This is a genomic window from Streptomyces sp. NPDC006365 (genome assembly GCF_042870755.1).
Lineage (GTDB): Bacteria > Actinomycetota > Actinomycetes > Streptomycetales > Streptomycetaceae > Streptomyces > Streptomyces xiangluensis.
In genome coordinates this window covers 832,675-849,321 of sequence record NZ_JBIAHS010000001.1, presented here as the reverse complement: position 1 = coordinate 849,321, position 16,647 = coordinate 832,675, and the positions used below count along the sequence as shown (strand labels likewise).

The 16,647-nt window shown below is 68.4% G+C and carries 12 protein-coding genes; 8 read left to right on the top strand and 4 right to left on the bottom strand.

Features of this window, described 5'->3' with window-relative positions:
- Nucleotides 1–292: 292 nt before the first annotated feature.
- The 4 genes from ACFYO0_RS03930 (at nt 293) to ACFYO0_RS03915 (ending at nt 7,679) form a co-directional block, all read left to right on the top strand.
- A complete protein-coding gene (locus tag ACFYO0_RS03930) occupies nt 293–1,054 on the top strand; it encodes a sulfite exporter TauE/SafE family protein (RefSeq protein WP_388670092.1) in 762 nt (253 codons plus the stop codon).
- 740 nt (nt 1,055–1,794) lie between these two features.
- A complete protein-coding gene (locus ACFYO0_RS03925; RefSeq protein WP_388670089.1) occupies nt 1,795–2,856 on the top strand; it encodes a LacI family DNA-binding transcriptional regulator in 1,062 nt (353 codons plus the stop codon).
- Between the two features lie 670 nt (nt 2,857–3,526).
- On the top strand, nt 3,527–6,670 hold the full coding sequence (locus tag ACFYO0_RS03920; RefSeq protein ID WP_388670087.1) for a family 78 glycoside hydrolase catalytic domain: 3,144 nt from the start codon (nt 3,527–3,529) through the stop codon (nt 6,668–6,670).
- A gap of 181 nt (nt 6,671–6,851) precedes the next feature.
- Nucleotides 6,852–7,679, top strand: a complete 828-nt coding sequence (locus ACFYO0_RS03915) for an intradiol ring-cleavage dioxygenase (protein WP_388670085.1) — start codon at nt 6,852–6,854, stop codon at nt 7,677–7,679.
- Between the two features lie 140 nt (nt 7,680–7,819).
- Here ACFYO0_RS03915 and ACFYO0_RS03910 read toward each other — a convergent pair whose 3' ends face one another.
- Nucleotides 7,820–9,841, bottom strand: coding sequence for a DUF1996 domain-containing protein (locus ACFYO0_RS03910; protein WP_388670865.1), 2,022 nt, complete (start codon nt 9,839–9,841; stop codon nt 7,820–7,822).
- A gap of 269 nt (nt 9,842–10,110) precedes the next feature.
- On the opposite strand from ACFYO0_RS03910, the gene ACFYO0_RS03905 reads away from it, so the two are divergent.
- Nucleotides 10,111–10,242 (top strand): hypothetical protein, encoded by a 132-nt coding sequence (locus ACFYO0_RS03905; protein ID WP_388670083.1) that lies wholly within the window; start codon nt 10,111–10,113, stop codon nt 10,240–10,242.
- A 19-nt stretch (nt 10,243–10,261) separates the two neighbouring features.
- Here ACFYO0_RS03905 and ACFYO0_RS03900 read toward each other — a convergent pair whose 3' ends face one another.
- On the bottom strand, nt 10,262–11,446 hold the full coding sequence (locus ACFYO0_RS03900; RefSeq protein ID WP_388670080.1) for a GDSL-type esterase/lipase family protein: 1,185 nt from the start codon (nt 11,444–11,446) through the stop codon (nt 10,262–10,264).
- A 99-nt stretch (nt 11,447–11,545) separates the two neighbouring features.
- Nucleotides 11,546–12,115 (bottom strand): TetR/AcrR family transcriptional regulator, encoded by a 570-nt coding sequence (locus ACFYO0_RS03895; protein ID WP_388670077.1) that lies wholly within the window; start codon nt 12,113–12,115, stop codon nt 11,546–11,548.
- Nucleotides 12,116–12,336: 221 nt separating this feature from the next.
- Between ACFYO0_RS03895 and ACFYO0_RS03890 the strand changes: the two genes are divergently transcribed.
- The 3 genes from ACFYO0_RS03890 (at nt 12,337) to ACFYO0_RS03880 (ending at nt 15,751) form a co-directional block, all read left to right on the top strand.
- On the top strand, nt 12,337–13,221 hold the full coding sequence (locus ACFYO0_RS03890; RefSeq protein ID WP_388670074.1) for a Gfo/Idh/MocA family protein: 885 nt from the start codon (nt 12,337–12,339) through the stop codon (nt 13,219–13,221).
- Nucleotides 13,222–13,349: 128 nt separating this feature from the next.
- Complete coding sequence (locus tag ACFYO0_RS03885; RefSeq protein ID WP_388670071.1) at nt 13,350–14,714, top strand: FAD-dependent oxidoreductase; 1,365 nt, start codon at nt 13,350–13,352, stop codon at nt 14,712–14,714.
- Nucleotides 14,715–15,064: 350 nt separating this feature from the next.
- Nucleotides 15,065–15,751 carry a hypothetical protein gene (locus ACFYO0_RS03880; protein ID WP_388670068.1) on the top strand — a complete coding sequence of 229 codons (687 nt, stop codon included), beginning with the start codon at nt 15,065–15,067 and terminating at the stop codon, nt 15,749–15,751.
- 39 nt (nt 15,752–15,790) lie between these two features.
- Here the strand turns inward: ACFYO0_RS03880 and ACFYO0_RS03875 are convergent, their stop codons facing one another.
- Nucleotides 15,791–16,609, bottom strand: coding sequence for an NPP1 family protein (locus ACFYO0_RS03875; protein WP_388670065.1), 819 nt, complete (start codon nt 16,607–16,609; stop codon nt 15,791–15,793).
- Between the last annotated feature and the right edge of the window lie 38 nt (nt 16,610–16,647).

Genomic DNA, 16,647 nt, shown 5'->3' with positions numbered 1-16,647 from the left:
GGGACCGGATCGTAGAAGGCGTACCGGTCACGGCGAGCAGGAACCGGCGAAACCGTCCTGCCAGACGATCCACTGCGCAGACTGCCGCCCACGACCAGCACGAGGACCCCAGACGAATGTCACGCCAGACCCCTGACCAGCGAATTCAAGATGGCGAACGTTCACTTCGGCGGTCACCGAAATGTCGCCCGTCTAGTGTCGGCATCATGAAGATCTTCTCCGGCCCCGGATACCGGCGAACAGGGCCCGTACCGGCGGCAGTACCGGCCATCGCCGCCAACGGAGCCTCGGCGTGACGCCGGGGGAGATGCTCGCCGTATTCGGCGCCGGTGTGAGCGCCGGTGCCATCAATACCGTGGTCGGCTCGGGAACACTGATCACCTTTCCCGTTCTGCTCGCCACCGGTCTCACACCTGTCACCGCCACGGTTTCCAATGCGCTCGGCCTCATCCCCGGCTCTGTCAGCGGAGCCATCGGCTATCGAAGAGAGCTCAAGGGGCAGGGCCGACGCATCATGAAGCTCGGCGTCGGCGCCCTGCTGGGCGGCGTCACCGGCGCCATCCTCCTGCTGGCCCTGCCCGCCGCCGCGTTCGAGAAGATCGTGCCGGCCCTGGTGGGTTTCGCCCTCGTCCTGGTCTTGGTCCAGCCGCTGATCAGCAAGAGGGTGCGCCGCAATGCACCTGGCGACACCAACCGTCGCGACGGTGGCCTGCTGCTGTTCATCGGCCTGACGCTGGCCAGCGTCTATGGCGGCTACTTCTCCGCCGCCCAGGGAATCATCTACATATCCCTGATGGGCATACTCCTCGACGAGACGCTGCAGCGCCTCGTCGCGGTCAAGAACGTGCTGGTCGCCGTCGTCAACGCTGTGGCTGCGCTGTTCTTTCTCTTCGTCGCGGACTTCGACTGGACCGCCGTCGTGCTCATCGCGGCCGGTTCCGCGCTCGGCGGCCAGCTCGGAGCCACGGTGGGCCGCCGCTTCAGTCCCGCGGTGCTGCGGGCCCTGATCGTGACGATCGGTGTCGTCTCCATCGTCCAACTTCTGCTCCGCTGACGCACGAAGCTGCGGTCCGCGCTTCTCACGCGCCGGGCACTGCAGGGCTCTTGACGGGGTTGCGCAACCATGACGACCCCAAGCGCCCGTCAGCGACATCCTCGCCGCCCTTGATGCCCTGGACTGACCCGTCCCCTGCCGTCCTGCAGGCTCCCGACAGTTTCGCTCCGTCAGGTGCCGCTCCGTCAGAGGTGCCGCTCCGACGGATGCTGCTCGACCGGCGCGCCGGCCGCCGAGCCTGAGGTACAGCAGCGCGGCACCGGTGACTACAAGCGGCCAGAGGAGGTACCGGCCCGACATGGGGCAGCATGATCGCCACCGCGACGAGCGCGACGCGGGCCGCCGCACGGGACCTGCCCCGCCTCGGCAGCAGCCGCATCGCGGCGGCCACGCCGACGGCGTACACCGTGACGAACGGCCCCGTGGCCAGCAGGCCGAGGCCGATACGGTGTTCCGGGCTGCGCGCCGAGAGAAGGCCACGAGCCGCACCCGCGTGCGACGGTGGTTGTGCCTTGTGCGGAGCCCGGCATCAAAGTCGACGCGGAGGCGGCGTGCTGGTTCGTACTTCTGACACCCTGGGCAGCCGACTGTGAGGCAGCCACCCGCCCGGCCCCGTCATGCGTTCGTCCTTCGTGTAACGTTTCACGAAGGTATGCCCCCAAAGGTTGAGGCGAACCAGCTGGAGCCGTCAAGTCATCCGCGAGTAACGCTCGGGAACGCCAAAAGGGGCGGAGCGGGGCATGACAACGGAGGTGCGCGCGGTGCAACCTGCAGGCGGCTCGAAGAGGGTCACCATCACCGACGTCGCGCGGCGCGCGGGCGTGTCCACCTCCGCGGTGTCGAAGGTGCTGCGTAACGCCTACGGGGTGAGCCCCGCGATGCGTGAGCGGGTACAGACGGCCATGGCCGAGCTGGGTTACCGCCCGCATGCCGCCGCCCGTGGCATGAGGGGTCGCACCTACACGATCGGCGTTCTGCTCGCGAGCATCCGCAACGCCTTCTACGCCGATCTGCTGGAGGGGGTGGACGCGCAGCTGCGGAACACCGAGTACGCGCTGTTCATCGGCTCCAGCGGCTCCTCCGAGAAGGAGGATCAGACCAGGCTGATCCATGCCATGGTGGACCGGCAGATGGACGGCCTGATCCTGATCGCACCCGCCGTTCCCCGCACGGAGGTGGTGCGCATCGCGGCCGAGGTGCCGACTGTGGTGATCGGCCACCACGACCCCTCGCCGGTGTACGACTGCGTCGTCAACCAGGACGGAGCCGGCGTCGACCTCGTCATCGACCACCTGATCGGCCTCGGGCACCGGGACATCGCGCACTTGTCGCATCCGACGGTGCGGGGCAGCCAGTGGGAGCAGCGGCCCGAGCACCACGTCCGGGCCGCCTACCGCGAGGCGATGACCCGGCACGGCCTGGCAGACCTGGCCCGGGTGGTGCACTCCGGGTACTCGGACGAGGGCGGCTACCGCGGCGCCATGGAACTGTTCACCTCCGCCCGCCCACCCACCGCGATCTTCGCCGGCGCGGATGTGGCCGCGACCGGTGTCTTCCGGGCCGCCGCCGAGGTCGGCCTGCGCATCCCCGGCGACCTCTCGCTCGCCGGATACAACAACACCTCCGTCGCCGCCCTCGCCCCCGTGAGCCTGACCAGCGTCGACCAGGCGGGCGCGATGATGGGCGAGACCGCGGCCCGACTGCTGCTGGAGCGGATCGAGAAGCGGCGTGACCGCGGCCTCGTCACGGCCTCGACCCCGCACCTGGTGACGCGCGGCAGTACCGCACCCCCCGGCGCCTGACCAGCGGCAGGCGCGCCTGCCGCAGGGCGGGCGGACACCGGACCGACACCGAGGCGGGCGGACGTCCCCGCTGGGAGTTTCCCGCGTCGCCTCCCTTGACGTACCGGACACCTGCCCCTCAGGGTTGAGTCGTTTCAAACGTAGAACGTTGCACACACGATGCAGGGAGCGAGGGGCAGGCATGAGCCTTGAGCGTCCGGAACCCGAAATCACGTACGAGGTCGAGCTGAACGGCACGGCGACGGTACGGGTCGAGTCGGCCGAGCGCCCCCGTGGGAACACCGTCCGAGGTGGCCTCCGTACGGGAATGAACGAGCGCAGCCTCTTAGGCGCACGGCCGGCACACCGAGCCGGGACTCCGTCGGCCGGCCGACTGCCTCGCTGCTGAACAAGGTCCGCTTCGAAGACGGCGGCGACGTTGACGCCGGGCTCGAGACCCCACTGAGCCGCACAGCGGCCTGACGTCCACTACACACATGGCGCTTCGCGTCGGCGCCGGCTTCGAACACGCACTGCCTGAAACGATTCAGATGGAGATGTCATGGTCCGTAAACGCTCGCTCTTGTCCGTCCTCCTGAGAGGCTTGCTCGTGTTGGCCGTGGTCGGAAGCGCGGCGATTCTGCCAGGGTCCGTGTCCCCGGCTGCGTCGGTTGTGGGCGCGCCGTTCTCCGTGAAGGCTCTGTCCACCAACGGCCGGGTGAACCCGCTGGGCATCGGCGGTGAGGACCCGGTCTTCGGCTGGCAGTTGACGTCGGCCCGGCGTGCGACATCGCAGACGGCTTACGAGATCCAGGTCGGACGCACGCCAAGATCTGCCGATGTGTGGTCGTCCGGAAAGGTGTCGTCCGACCGCCAGGCCGGCGTGCGGTACGACGGTCCTGACCTGGAGGCGGGCACACGGTACTCCTGGCGCGTTCGGGCCTGGGACGACAAGGGAGCCGCGAGTCCGTGGAGCGCGACCGCGCACTTCGAGACAGGCCTGGTCGACCCGGGTGACTGGGACGGCGCCCAGTGGATCACTCGCCCCGAGGCCGCCAGTGAGCTGGACAAGTGGACCGACTACACCGCCGCGGTCGAGTTCGAGCTCAACAGCGCTGCCTTCGGCATGTTCCTGCGCGCCCCGGATGTGAGCAACGGATACATGTGGCAGTTCAGCACCACGGGCTCCACCCCGATGCTGAGACTGCACAAGCAGGTCAAGGGCACCTACTCCGTGGTGCAGCAGGTGGATCTCGCGCCGCACGGCTTCACCAACGCCGGTCTCCTCTCCGGCCGGCACACCGTCCGGTACGACGTGGCGGGCACCACCATCAGGACAACCCTCGACGGCAAGCTGGTCAACACCTTCACGGACTCCACGTTCACCAAGGGCTACATCGGCTTCCGCACCCACGCGTGTTGCAACGAACGGGGAACCATCCACGAAGCCGTCGTGACCAGCGCCGACGGCGACACCCTGCTCGACACCGACTTCGCGTCGGGGAAGAACCCGTTCACCGGCGGTGAGATCGCCGGCTCCGCCCTCGTGGTGTCCGGCACCACGGACGCCCTCTACCAGCCCACGGCCCGCCCGCAGCCGCTGCTGCGCAAGGACTTCGCGACCAAGAGCGGCAAGGAGGTCGCTTCCGCGCGCGTGTACGCGTCCGCACTCGGTCTCTACGAGCTGGAGGTCAACGGCAAGCCGGTCGGTGACCAGGTGCTTGCCCCGGGCTGGACGAACTATCACAAGCGCATCCAAGCCCAGACCTACGACGTGACGAAGTTGCTCGACGGCGGCGACAACGTGATCGGTGCATCCCTGGCGGACGGCTGGTGGGCCGGCAAGGTCGGGCTCGGCTGGAGCCGCCAGTACGGGGACACCCCCGCTCTCGTGGCGAAGATGCGCATCACCTACACCGATGGATCGGTCCAGTGGATCGCCACGGACGGTTCGTGGAAGGCGGGGGACGGCCCCTACGTCAAGGCCGACCTGCAGGACGGCGAGACCTACGACGCGCGTCTGGAGCCCTCGGGCTGGAGCCGGCCCGGGTTCGACGACGCGAAGTGGGAACCTGCCGTGAGCCTTCCGTCCCGCACCGCCCTCCTGGTCCCGCAGAGCGACGAGCCCGTGCGCCAGACCCAGGTGCTCCAGGCCCGCAAGATGACCGAGCCCACCCCCGGAACGTACGTCTACGACCTCGGCCAGAACATGGTCGGCGCGTCACGCCTGACCCTCACCGGCGCCACCGGCCAGACCGTCAAGATCCGCTACGCGGAGGTGCTCAACAAGAACGGCACCCTCTACACCGACAACTTCCGCAGCGCCAAGGTCACCGACCGCTACACCTTCGCCAAGAACGAAACGGTCACCTACGAGCCCACCTTCACCCAGCACGGATTCCGCTACATCGAGATCACCGGGGTGACCGAACCCCCCGCCCTCTCCGACGTCAAGGGCGTCGTATGGGGATCCGACCTCCCGTCCACCGGCACGCTCAAGACCTCGGACAGCATGCTCAACCAACTGGTGAGCAACATCTCCTGGAGCCAGCGCGGCAACTTCCTCTCCATCCCCACCGACACCCCGGCCCGCGACGAGCGCCTCGGGTGGACGGGAGACATCAGCCTGTTCGCGCCGACGGCCAACTACCTCGTCGACACCCGCGCGTTCCTGTCCCACTGGATGGCGGACGTGCGCAACTCCCAGTACGCGGGCGGTGATCTGCCGGCGGTCGTACCGACCCCTCAGGGCCAGTTCGGCGACAGCGGTGTCGGCTGGTCGGACGTGATGATCACCGTGCCGTACTCCGTGTGGCGCTCCTACGACGACACCCGCATCCTGCGGGAGAACTACCCCGCCATGCAGAAGTTCTTCCAGTTCGTGCGCAACAGCGCCGGAGAGGACCTGCTCGAGCCCGGCCGCACCACGTTCTTCACCAACGACTGGCTGCACCTGGACGACCCGACCGAGCAGGGCATCCTGGGCACGGCCTACTACGCCGAGAACGCCCGCATGATGGCCGAGGTGGCCAAGGCCCTGGGCGATGAAGCGGCCGCCTCCGACTACGGCAAGCTCTCCGCCGACATCCGCGACGCCTTCACCAAGGCCTACGTCGCAGCCGACGGCACCGTCAAACGCAACTCCCAGACCGGATACGCGCTGGCCCTCGGCATGGACCTGATCTCGGATCCGGCACTGGTCGAGAAGGCCGGTGAGAAGTTCGTGGCCAAACTGGCGCTCACCGACCACCACCTGCGGACCGGCTTCATCGGCACACCGCTGCTGCTGCCCGCGTTGAGCAAGATCGGCCGGGACGACCTGGCCTACAAGATGCTGCTCCACAAGGACTACCCGTCCTGGGGCTACGAGGTCGCAGGCGGTGCCACCACCATGTGGGAACGCTGGAACTCGATCATGCCCGACGGCAGCTTCGGCCCGGTCGACATGAACTCCTTCAACCATTACGCCTACGGCGCCGTGGGCGACTGGATGTTCCAGAACATCGGCGGCCTCTCCGCGATCGAGCCCGGCTACAAGCGCTCCCGCATCGCGCCCGTGCCGGGCGGAAACCTGACGGAAGGCTCCGGAAGACTCAAGACCGTCTACGGCCTTCTGTCATCGAAGTGGAGTACCCACGACGGCGAGTTCGCCCTGAAGGTGACAGTGCCGGTCAACACCGTCGCGGAGGTCCACGTGCCGTCGAAGACCCGCCAGGGGGTCACCGAGAGCGGCCGGCCGGCCGACGCCGCCAACGGAGTCACGTTCCTCCGCATGGAGGACGGGGCTGCCGTGTTCGAGGTCGGGTCGGGGTCGTACAGCTTCAAGGGCCTGTGAATGGGTCCACGCTGCCACGCTCCCCTGCCGGCCCAGATCCGGGCCGGCAGGGGAGCGTGGCCTCGGTGACGGCCGGTGGCCGCCTGAGAAACGCACAGCTGGCTCGTGGGCGCTGCACAGGCGGCGCCCTTACTGTCACGCACACCCAGCGGGCGACACAGAAGAGCAAAGGCGAACAGTCATGAGCGAAGAACTCCACGACCACGACAGGGGTCTCTCCTTTGACCTCCCCACGCTTCACCGCCGCAAGATGATCCGGCTGCTCGCCGGCGTGAGTCTGGTCCCGGTGGTGGGTTGCAGCGGCGAGGATGCGGAGACCGCTGGCTCCTCACCCTCCTCGACCTCGTCTGCCGCAGCCTCCTCGGGGGCCTCCGAGGCGAGTTGCGAGACCATCCCGGGTGAGACGGCCGGGCCCTACCCCGGCGACGGGTCCAACGGAGTCAACGTCCTCAAGGAAAGCGGCGTCGTACGCTCGGACATCACCTCCAGCTTCGGCTCGGCGAGCGGTACCGCCGAGGGCGTGGCCCTGACCATCACCCTCACCGTCGTCGACGCCGCCTCCGGGTGCGATACGCCGAAAGAAGGCGCGGCAGTCTACCTCTGGCACTGCGACCGGGACGGCAACTACTCGCTGTACTCCGAGGGCGTCACCGAGGAGAACTACCTGCGAGGAGTGCAAGAGACCGACTCCAAGGGCCAGGTCACGTTCACCAGCATCTTCCCGGCGTGCTATACGGGCCGTTGGCCGCACATCCACTTCGAGGTGTACGGCAGCCTGGACGACGCCACCAGCGCCACGTCCATCACGGCGACTTCACAGCTCGCCTTTCCGAAGGACGTCTGCGACACGGTGTACGCGAGCGACGGCTACGAGCAGAGCGTGCAGACCCTGAGCCAGCTCTCCTTGGAGAGCGACAACATCTTCAGTGACGGCTACGACCAGCAGATGGCCACCGTCGAAGGCAGCGTCGACAAAGGCTACACAGCCACGCTTACGGTGCCGGTCTGAGCGTCCGTCGCCTCAGCCGAGCCCCCGACGTCACCCGCCGTCGCAGGCCGGATGCGCCCCGCAGCGCCCACGTACAAAAGCGGCGACCGGACCTGCCGACGCAGGTCCGGTCGCCGCCCGATGCCTTCCGACGAAAGGCGTCAGTACGAACTGCGCCTCATACGGCGCAACAGCACGAAGCCGGAGATCACGAGCACCGCTCCGGCCGCGGCCGGCCATAGCTGGGTGCCCGTTTCGGCGAGAGAGCCGGAACCCCCCTGCGGTTCGGTCTGTGCACCGGCCGCCTGATCGTTCCCGTCGGCGTCCGACGCCTGCTCCGAGTTGTCGCCTTCACCACCGCTGTCGCTGTCCGAGCCCTCCGCCGGTGACGTGGCCGGATCGCTCTGGGCGGGTGAGGGGGTCGTGTACACCTCGGGGTTCGGGCGGTTGGTGGGCGCGGAGCCGACCTCCGGTTCAGCGTCCGGCGCCTTCGTGCCCGTCTCCGGTGTGTCCTTGTCCCCGGCGTTGTCGCCGTTGCCGGCATCCGCTCCGCCGTTGTCGTCGTTGCCGGGGTCCGCCTCGCCGTTCCCGCCGTTCTCGCCGGACCCCTCGTCAGGGTTCTCCGTCGGCTTGTCCTGCGGCTCCTCGCCGGCGCCCGCACCCGCGTCGCCTCCGACGCCGCACTTCCGGCCGGCATTGATGCAGTCGACCATCTCCCCCATCAGGTCCTCGTCGAAGACGTTGATGAAGTCGCCGTGGTCCGTGACCGGCTTGTGCACCTGCTCGGGGAAGGAGTCCACCGCGAACAACGGAACCGTACGGCCGCCGTCGTTCAGGCTCGGCGCGTCGACGTCGTAGACGATGCGCTGCACCAGCTGCGGGATCGCCTGGAAGCCGTTCGCACAGTTGCCGTTGGCGTCGGCGAAAGCCACGTGAGTGCGGTGGTTCGCGCTGTCGATGTTCCGGCCGTCCCAGCAGCTCTGGAACTTGAAGGTGCGCACCACGTCACTGCCCTGGGGACAGAGCGGGTACTTGTCCTTCAGCTGCCGGTCCTCGAAGCCGGTGCAGCTCCACGAAGCATTGGCATTCGCGGTGCCGTTGACGAACGCCTTGGCGTCACCCGTGATGATGCGCAGCAGTCGCGGCATCTCGGTGACCTTGCTCTGCGGGTTGCCCACAAAGGTCAAGGTCACCTGCTTGGGCGTGACGATCTCACCGACGTTGCCCTCGATGCCGCCGCCCGGCGCGTTCGCGTCCTGCTCCTGCACGCCGTTCTGCAGACGCAACACCGGCCAGTAGTACGTGGACTTGTCGCCCTGGTCCACGCACGTCGTGTCGCCGTTCGCCAGGTCCTCGTCGCTCGCGAAGGCGTCGTTGGCCTGGTTGCCGATGTAGTCGTGGAAGTGGTGGGCGCCGTTGGTGACGCCGGGTGCCACGATCACGTTGTCCGAGTTGAACAGGCCGTTGGCGTTCACGCCACAGCTGGTGGTGAAGGTGCCGCGGGAGGCGTTGCTCTGCTGCTGCGGCTTCGGCACGTTGGGCTGCACGGTGGTGATGTCGGTGAAGTCCTCGGCCACGGGCGCGTTGGCGGCCTGACCGCCATTGCCGCCCTGCTGGTCACCCTGGTCCTGGCCGCCCTGGTCCTGGCCGTCCTGGTCCTGGCCGTCCTGGCCGTCACCCTGATCCTGGCCCTGTTCGTCCTGTTTGGTGTCGCCCGCGTCCTGGCCGTCGCCCGCCTGGTCGCCGTTCTCGCCGTTGTCGGCCTCGTTGCCGGTAGCGCGCAACGTACAGGCGGCAAGAGATTCAAGACCCTGCGGGCGCTCCCCCACACGCCCGATGGCGATCGCGATCCGCTCGATCGTCGCGGTCCGCTTGTCCTTGAGCGGATTCATGATCGCGTTGTCGGCGAAGCCGGCGTCCTGCTGGGCGGCCTGCGCCGAGTTCTGCAGTCGCTGGTAGGCCTCGGCGATCTGCTTGTCCAGGAGGGCGAGTTGCTTGTCGACCTCCGGCCTCGCCTGGTCCGGCACCGTCGTCAACTTGGTGCCGACGTCCGGGCAGTCGATCGTGGCGGCACCCGAAGCCAGGACCTGGTCCGCCTGGCTCTGCCCCGGCTGCTGACCCGAGCCGCTCTCGGTGGCCGTGGCGTAAACGTTCGCCGCTACCAGCGCACCTCCTCCCAGCATCAGCGCGACCGCCGCAAAGGTCGTGCGTCGTGCGCCTGTCGGGCGTCTTCGCGTGTTGCGTCCCACGGGAGTACTCCTACGGTTCGTCAGAAGCCGGGCATGACAATCCCCTGCCCCATACGGATCGGAGTCCCGGCGTGTTCAAACACCCCACAAATTCATAGAGACCTCTCACGAATTAGGTACCTCTCACGAATCAGCCCCGCCCGGGACGGCCTCCACCAGGGCTCGCGCGTCACGCGTCACGCGTCACGCGTCACCACGGATGCATGACGGATTCACCGGATTCGACGGACACCCCGGTCAGCCCGCCCGCCCCCGACGACATGGTGAACTCCCAGCAGGCCGCGGCCTGGAACGGTTACGAGGGCCGGTGGCTCGTCACCGCCGTACGCCCGTGACGTCTCGGAGTACGTGTCTTCACGCGTTGTGGTCGGTGAAGGGGCCGCCCGTGGTGAAGGCCAGCTCGGCGAAGCGTTCGCCGATACGGCGGTGGGTGGCGGCGTCAGGGTGGAGTTCGTCGGGCAGGGGCAGTTCGGCGAAGTCTCTCTCGCCGTACAGGTCACGACCGTCGAGGTAGTGCAGGTGGGGGTCGTCGGCGGACCGCTGGCGCACGATACGGGACAGCTCCTCCCGGATGACGCCCAGCGTCAGTTTTCCGGTGGCTCGCTCGGCGGGATCGCCGGTCGCCCGGAAACGCAGCGCTCCGGCGGCGAGCTCGCTGAAGTCGAAGGCTCCGGGGCCGGGCGTGTCCTCGTGGATGGGACACAGGATGGGCGAGACGACCAGCAGCGGTGTGGTGGGATGCCCTTCGCGGATGGTGTCGAGGAAGCCGTGCACGGCGGGGGTGAAGGCACGCAGGCGCATCAGGTCGAGGTTGACCAGGTTGATGCCGAGCTTGAGGCTGATCACGTCGGCGGGGGTGTCCCGAATGGCGCGGGCGGTGAAGGGGTCGAGCAGGGCGCTGCCGGCCAGGCCGAGGTTGATCAGTTCCACGCCGCCGAGGGCGGCGGCCAGCGCGGGCCAGGTGGTGGTGGGGCTCGCGGCGTCAGAGCCGTGGCTGATCGAACTGCCGTGGTGCAGCCAGACTTTGCGGCCCCGGTCCGCCATGGGCTCGACGGGGGCGTCGGTGCGCAGGGCGATCAGTTCGGTGGTCTCGTTGTGCGGCAACCAGATCTCGATGTCCTTGATGCCGTCGGGCAGGTCGGTGAAGCTGAGGGTGCCTGGCGGGCCCGGCTGGTGCTCGGCGGTTCCGGTGGTCATGTCGATCGTCACGGTGTTGCCGCCGGTCACGGTGGCCTGGCCGGTCAGCCGGCCGTCGACGAGCAGGTCGTACACGCCGTCCGGGCGGGGCGGGGCGCCCTCGTAGGTCCGCTTGGTGGGCAGCGTGTCCAGCTCGACGGCGGTGGCACGGGTACGGAAGAGCAGTCGTACGCCGGAGGGCTGGGACTCCACCATGGCGAGCTGTGGGTCGGTGCACTGGGCGCGGGCTCGGGCGGGGAGGCGGTGTGGCAGCACGCCGTGTCGGGTGGGCTCCAAGTCGAGGGCGCCGCGGAGGAGTTCGGGCGTGATGGGCGTGGTAGTCCAGTTGGGGTGGGTGTGCATGGCCTCCGCCTGTTGATCAGCATGCTCGGACAACACGGATTTCTCGGCTTGCTCGGATACGCCGATGTGGGGCGCGGGCGGCGGTCTCCGCCTGGTGCGTCAGGGCGCGGGCCAGTTCCGCAGCAGCGCATCGAGGGCGTCCAGGATTCGTGACCAGGATTCCTGTGAGTCGGGGGCGCTGTGACTGAAGCCGCCGGCCAACTCCAGGCTGACGTAGCCGTGGAAGACGCTGCCCAGCATCCGGACCGCGTGGGTCTGGTCCGGTTCCGTCAGGTCGTAGCCGCGCAGGATCGCCCGCGTCATCTGCGCGTGTCTGCCCCCGGCGCTCGCGGCCGCCGCCTGAGGGTCGAGCCTGAACTGGGCCGCGGCGTAGCGGCCGGGGTGCTCTCTGGCGTAGTCGCGGTAGACGTTCGCGAAGGCCGCGAGGGCGTCCTTGCCGGCCCGCCCGGCCAGGGCGTCGGCGGCCCGGTCGGCGAGTTCTTCCAGGGCGAGCAGGGCGATCCCGGTCTTGAGGTCCTGGGAGTTCTTCAGGTGCGAGTACAGGCTCGCGACCTTGACGTCGAACCGCCTGGCGAGCGCCGAGACGGTCACCTGGTCGAAGCCGACCTCGTCGGCCAGTTCGGCTCCCGCCCGGGTCAGGCGTTCCGCTGTCAGTCCTACACGTGTCATGCCCCTCCTCCCAATCGGCATAACCAATCCTGCAGTTACCTAATACCTTTAGGCAAATTACGTCACTGCTGCTTGAGCCACCTACCGAGGTCAGCCCAACCCTTGTACGGCGAGCGGTTGCGCACCCTCAGCGCCTACGTGAAAGGCTCAGCGCACGCAGGCGGCCGGACGACAACCGGCATCGATTGCCCCAGGGCATCGGCACGAGGAGAGGCGACGGCATGCGCATCGGACTGCTCGGTACAGGACCGTGGGCCGAGATGGCCCATGCCCCCGCCTTGAGCGAGCACCGCGAACTGGATTTCGTGGGCGTGTGGGGCAGGCGCAGGGACGCGGCCGAGGCCCTGGCCGAACGGCACGGGACACGCGCGTACGAGGACGTCGACACCCTGCTCGCCGAGGTGGACGCCGTCGCGATTGCCCTGCCTCCCTCCGTTCAGGCCCCGCTCGCGGCGCGCGCGGCGCGGGCGAACTGCCATCTGCTGCTCGACAAGCCCCTCGCGGCGAGCGTCGAGGAGGGGCGGGCGGTCGTCGAGGCGGTCAGGGAGGCCGGTGTCGCCTCGGTGGTCTTCTTCACGGCCCGCTTCCAGAACACCACTGAGGCCTGGATCACCGAACAGGCCGCTCTGGACGGGTGGTTCACGGGACGCGCGGAGTGGCTCGGTTCGGTGTTCACCGGCGACAGTCCGTTCGCCGACTCGCCGTGGCGACGGGAGAAGGGGGGCCTTTGGGACGTCGGCCCGCATGCCCTGTCCGTACTGCTGCCGGTTCTCGGCGACGTCGAGCGGGTGGCGGCCACCGCACGCGGCCCGAAGGACACCGTCCACCTGATCCTTCAGCACATCGGCGGGGCGTCGAGCACCCTGACTCTCAGCCTCACCGCACCGCCCGCGGCTGCCGGAGCCACGGTCGAACTGCGCGGCAAGGCGGGAGCGACCGTCCTGCCCGCGTCCACCGAAGGACCGGTACAGGCCCTGATCCGGGCCGCCGACGCCCTCCTCGCCGCTGCCGGCACCGGCCGTCCGCATGCGTGCGACGTCGCCTTCGGCCTGCGAGTGACGGAGATCCTGGTTGCAGCCGAGGCCCAGCTGGCAGGGCCGTACTGACCGGGACTCCCCGTTCGCCATAAAGCTGCTTTATGAGGTCATAGGCCGGACCCTCGTACCAAGTTAGGTTTGCCTTAGTTTAGGGTTGCCGACGAGTTGCCTGTTCATCGCTCGAAGGGAACCTGATCATGCCCCGCCCCCTGCGGGTAGCCATTGTCGGAGCCGGCCCCGCCGGGATCTACGCCGCCGACGCGCTGCTGAAGTCCGAAGTGGCCGCCGAACCCGGCGTGTCCATCGACCTCTTCGAGCGGATGCCCGCCCCGTTCGGCCTGATCCGTTACGGCGTCGCCCCCGACCATCCCCGCATCAAGGGCATCGTGAAGGCCCTGCACCAGGTGCTCGACAAGCCGCAGATCCGTCTCTTCGGCAACGTCGACTACCCGAGCGACATCAGCCTGGACGATCTGCGCACCTTCTACGACGCCGTGATCTTCTCCACCGGGGCGACGGCCGACCGGGCGCTCGACATACCAGGCATCCACCTCGACGGCTCGTACGGCGCGGCAGACTTCGTCTCCTGGTACGACGGCCACCCGGACGTCCCGCGGACGTGGCCGCTGGAGGCGGAGAAGGTCGCCGTACTCGGTGTCGGCAATGTGGCGCTCGACGTGGCGCGCATCCTGGCCAAGACGGCCGAGGAGCTGCTGCCGACCGAGATCCCGCCGAACGTCCACGACGGACTGAAGGCCAACCGGGCTCGCGAGATCCACGTCTTCGGCCGCCGTGGACCGGCGCAGGCCAAGTTCAGCCCGATGGAGCTGCGGGAGCTGGACCACTCCCCCAACATCGAGGTGATCGTCGACCCCGAGGACATCGACTACGACGAGGGATCGATCGAGACCCGGCGCGGCAACAAGCAGGCCGACATGGTCGCCAAGACGCTCGAGAACTGGGCGATCCGCGATGTCGGCAACCGGCCGCACAAGCTGTTCCTGCACTTCTTCGAGTCGCCGAGCGAGATCCTCGGCGAGGACGGCAGCGTCGTCGGCCTGCGCACCGAGCGCACCACCCTCGACGGCACCGGCAACGTCAAGGGCACCGGCGAGTTCAAGGACTGGGACGTGACCGCGGTCTACCGCGCGGTGGGTTACCTCTCCGACAAGCTGCCCAAGCTGCCCTGGGACGTCGAGTCGGGCACGGTGCCGGACAACGGCGGCCGGGTGCTCGAGGACACCGGCGCGCACCTGCAGTCGACGTACGTCACGGGCTGGATCCGGCGCGGTCCCGTGGGCCTGATCGGTCACACCAAGGGCGATGCCAACGAGACGGTCGCCAACCTGCTGGACGACTACGCGGGCGGGCGTCTGCACACGCCCGGTTCGCCCGCCCCGGAGGCTGTGGACGCGTTCCTCGCCGAGCGGAACGTCCGCTTCACGACGTGGGACGGCTGGTACCGGCTGGACGCCGCGGAGAAGGCGCTGGGTGAGCCCGAGGGCCGGGAACGCGTGAAGATCGTCGAGCGTGAGGACATGCTCAGGGAGAGCGGCGCGTAGCGCTCAGGCCGCGCGGCCGGGCCCTCCCCCCCCATGTGCAGGGGGGTGGGGCCCGGCCGCGCGGCGTTTTGAGTGCCGAGCGGTGGTGTCACGCCGCAGACGAGCCCGCTGCGAGTGCTCGGCCGACATTGCCCGTGCCCAGAATTGCGATACGCATGGTGTGACGCCAAAGTGCGTCCCTGTCCCGGCGGATCGGGCCGCGAGCCCAGGCATGACCGGTACCAAGGACGTAAGTCCACAGCGCCTGGCGTAACTTCAGGGGAACAACCGGCGCCGTCCGTACGTACATCTCTACGCCGGTGCGCCCCGCTGCAAGTGCGGCTCGCGAAGCAACGAGGAAGGTCAGCACCATGACTGAAAGCACTCCCCCTGCCACTGAACTGACGTCGCAGTACCTCGCCCAGGTGGTCGGCGACCTCGACCGCAACGTCAAGGAGCAGGAACGCATCCGCGCGGAGATCAGTGCGTTGCAGGAACAACTGCTCGCCCTGCAGCATGACCACACCGTGCTCGTGAGCATGCAGCGGGCGCTCGGCCCGGACGCGCCCACTCAGCCCGCGCAGCCCGAAGATGCCGCGGCACCCGGCGCACCCTCCACTCCCAGGCGGAAGAGGCCGAAGGCCGCGACCGAGTCCGGCACCGGAAAGCGGTCCGGGACGAAGAAGGCCGCCGGCGCACAGGGCGGCACGACAGCGGCCAAGAAACCCAAAGCACGGCCCAAAGCACAGCCCAAAGGCGGGCCCATAGCCAAGACCGAAGCCTCGAAGTCCGCCCAGCCCACGCTCGTTGAACTCATCCGCCGTCATCTCGGCGAGCAGAGCGAACCCCGTTCCGCGGCGGAAATCGCCACCGCGCTCGGCCAGGCCAACCCCGAGCGTCGCATCAAATCCACCGTCGTACGCACCTCGCTCGAAGGACTCGTGGCCAAGAGCCAGGCCCACCGCACCAAGCAGGGCTCGTCCGTCTTCTACACCGCCCCGGACGCACCCGAGCCGACGGAGCCGCCCCGCACCGAAACCCAGTACGCCGCAGACTGACTGACGAGCCGTCACCTGCGCTGGGGGTGCGGCGGTACGTCAGGCGTTGGGGTCGAAGGCGATGCCGGCCGGCTTGGCAGCGGCGAGGTGGTTGTTGAAACTGCCGTCCTTGAGGCCGAAGTTGGCGCTGCCGAAGTTGGCCTGGCTCAGCCTGTCGCGCAGGCCCGCGGGGTAGCCGTTCCAGCCGACCAGCGGGGGGTACTGCCAGGTGCCCTTGTGGTTCTCCGGCGGTTCGTCGCCCGCGGTCGCGGGGCGGAAGGCGTGCGTGCTGACGCCGTCCTTGTGGTACACGATCTTGGGGTGGTTTCCGTCCCAGCGGATCTGGTCGCGGCCGTGGACACTGAAGCTGCCGTGGGCCGAAGTGGACACGTACATGGCCTGGTTGTTCTGCACCCACAGCACGACGTGCTCCCAGTCGTGGCGGTGTCCGCCGAGACTGCTGCCGGCCACGGCCTGGTCCTTCTCGAAGTACAGGCCGTACATGATGGCGCACCAGCCGTTGTTGCACTTGTAGCGGGAGTACCCGTTGGTGTTGTCCAGGTCCGAGGCGTCGCGGCACTCGCCGTTGAGGGATCCGGTCGGGTTGAGCCCGCCGTTGATGGTGCCGTCGGGTCCGATGGCGGGCGTGGAGTAGCAGCCGTCGGTGTCGTAGTCGTACGTCGGCTGGAACGTCTGCTCCAGAGCTTCCGCGTTCGCGGGCAAGGACCGCGGCGGAGCCGCGAGAGCACTGCCCGGGAAGGCGACGACCAGCGCAACGGCGCTGCCGAGTACGAGAGTTGCCCTGCGGATCCGTGAACTCGTTTTCAACGCGTCCTCCTGATCGACCACGGTGTGGGCGCATGATGGCACGATTGACATGCCCAGAACAGTCATCAGGAGGCGCATTGACGCCGTGA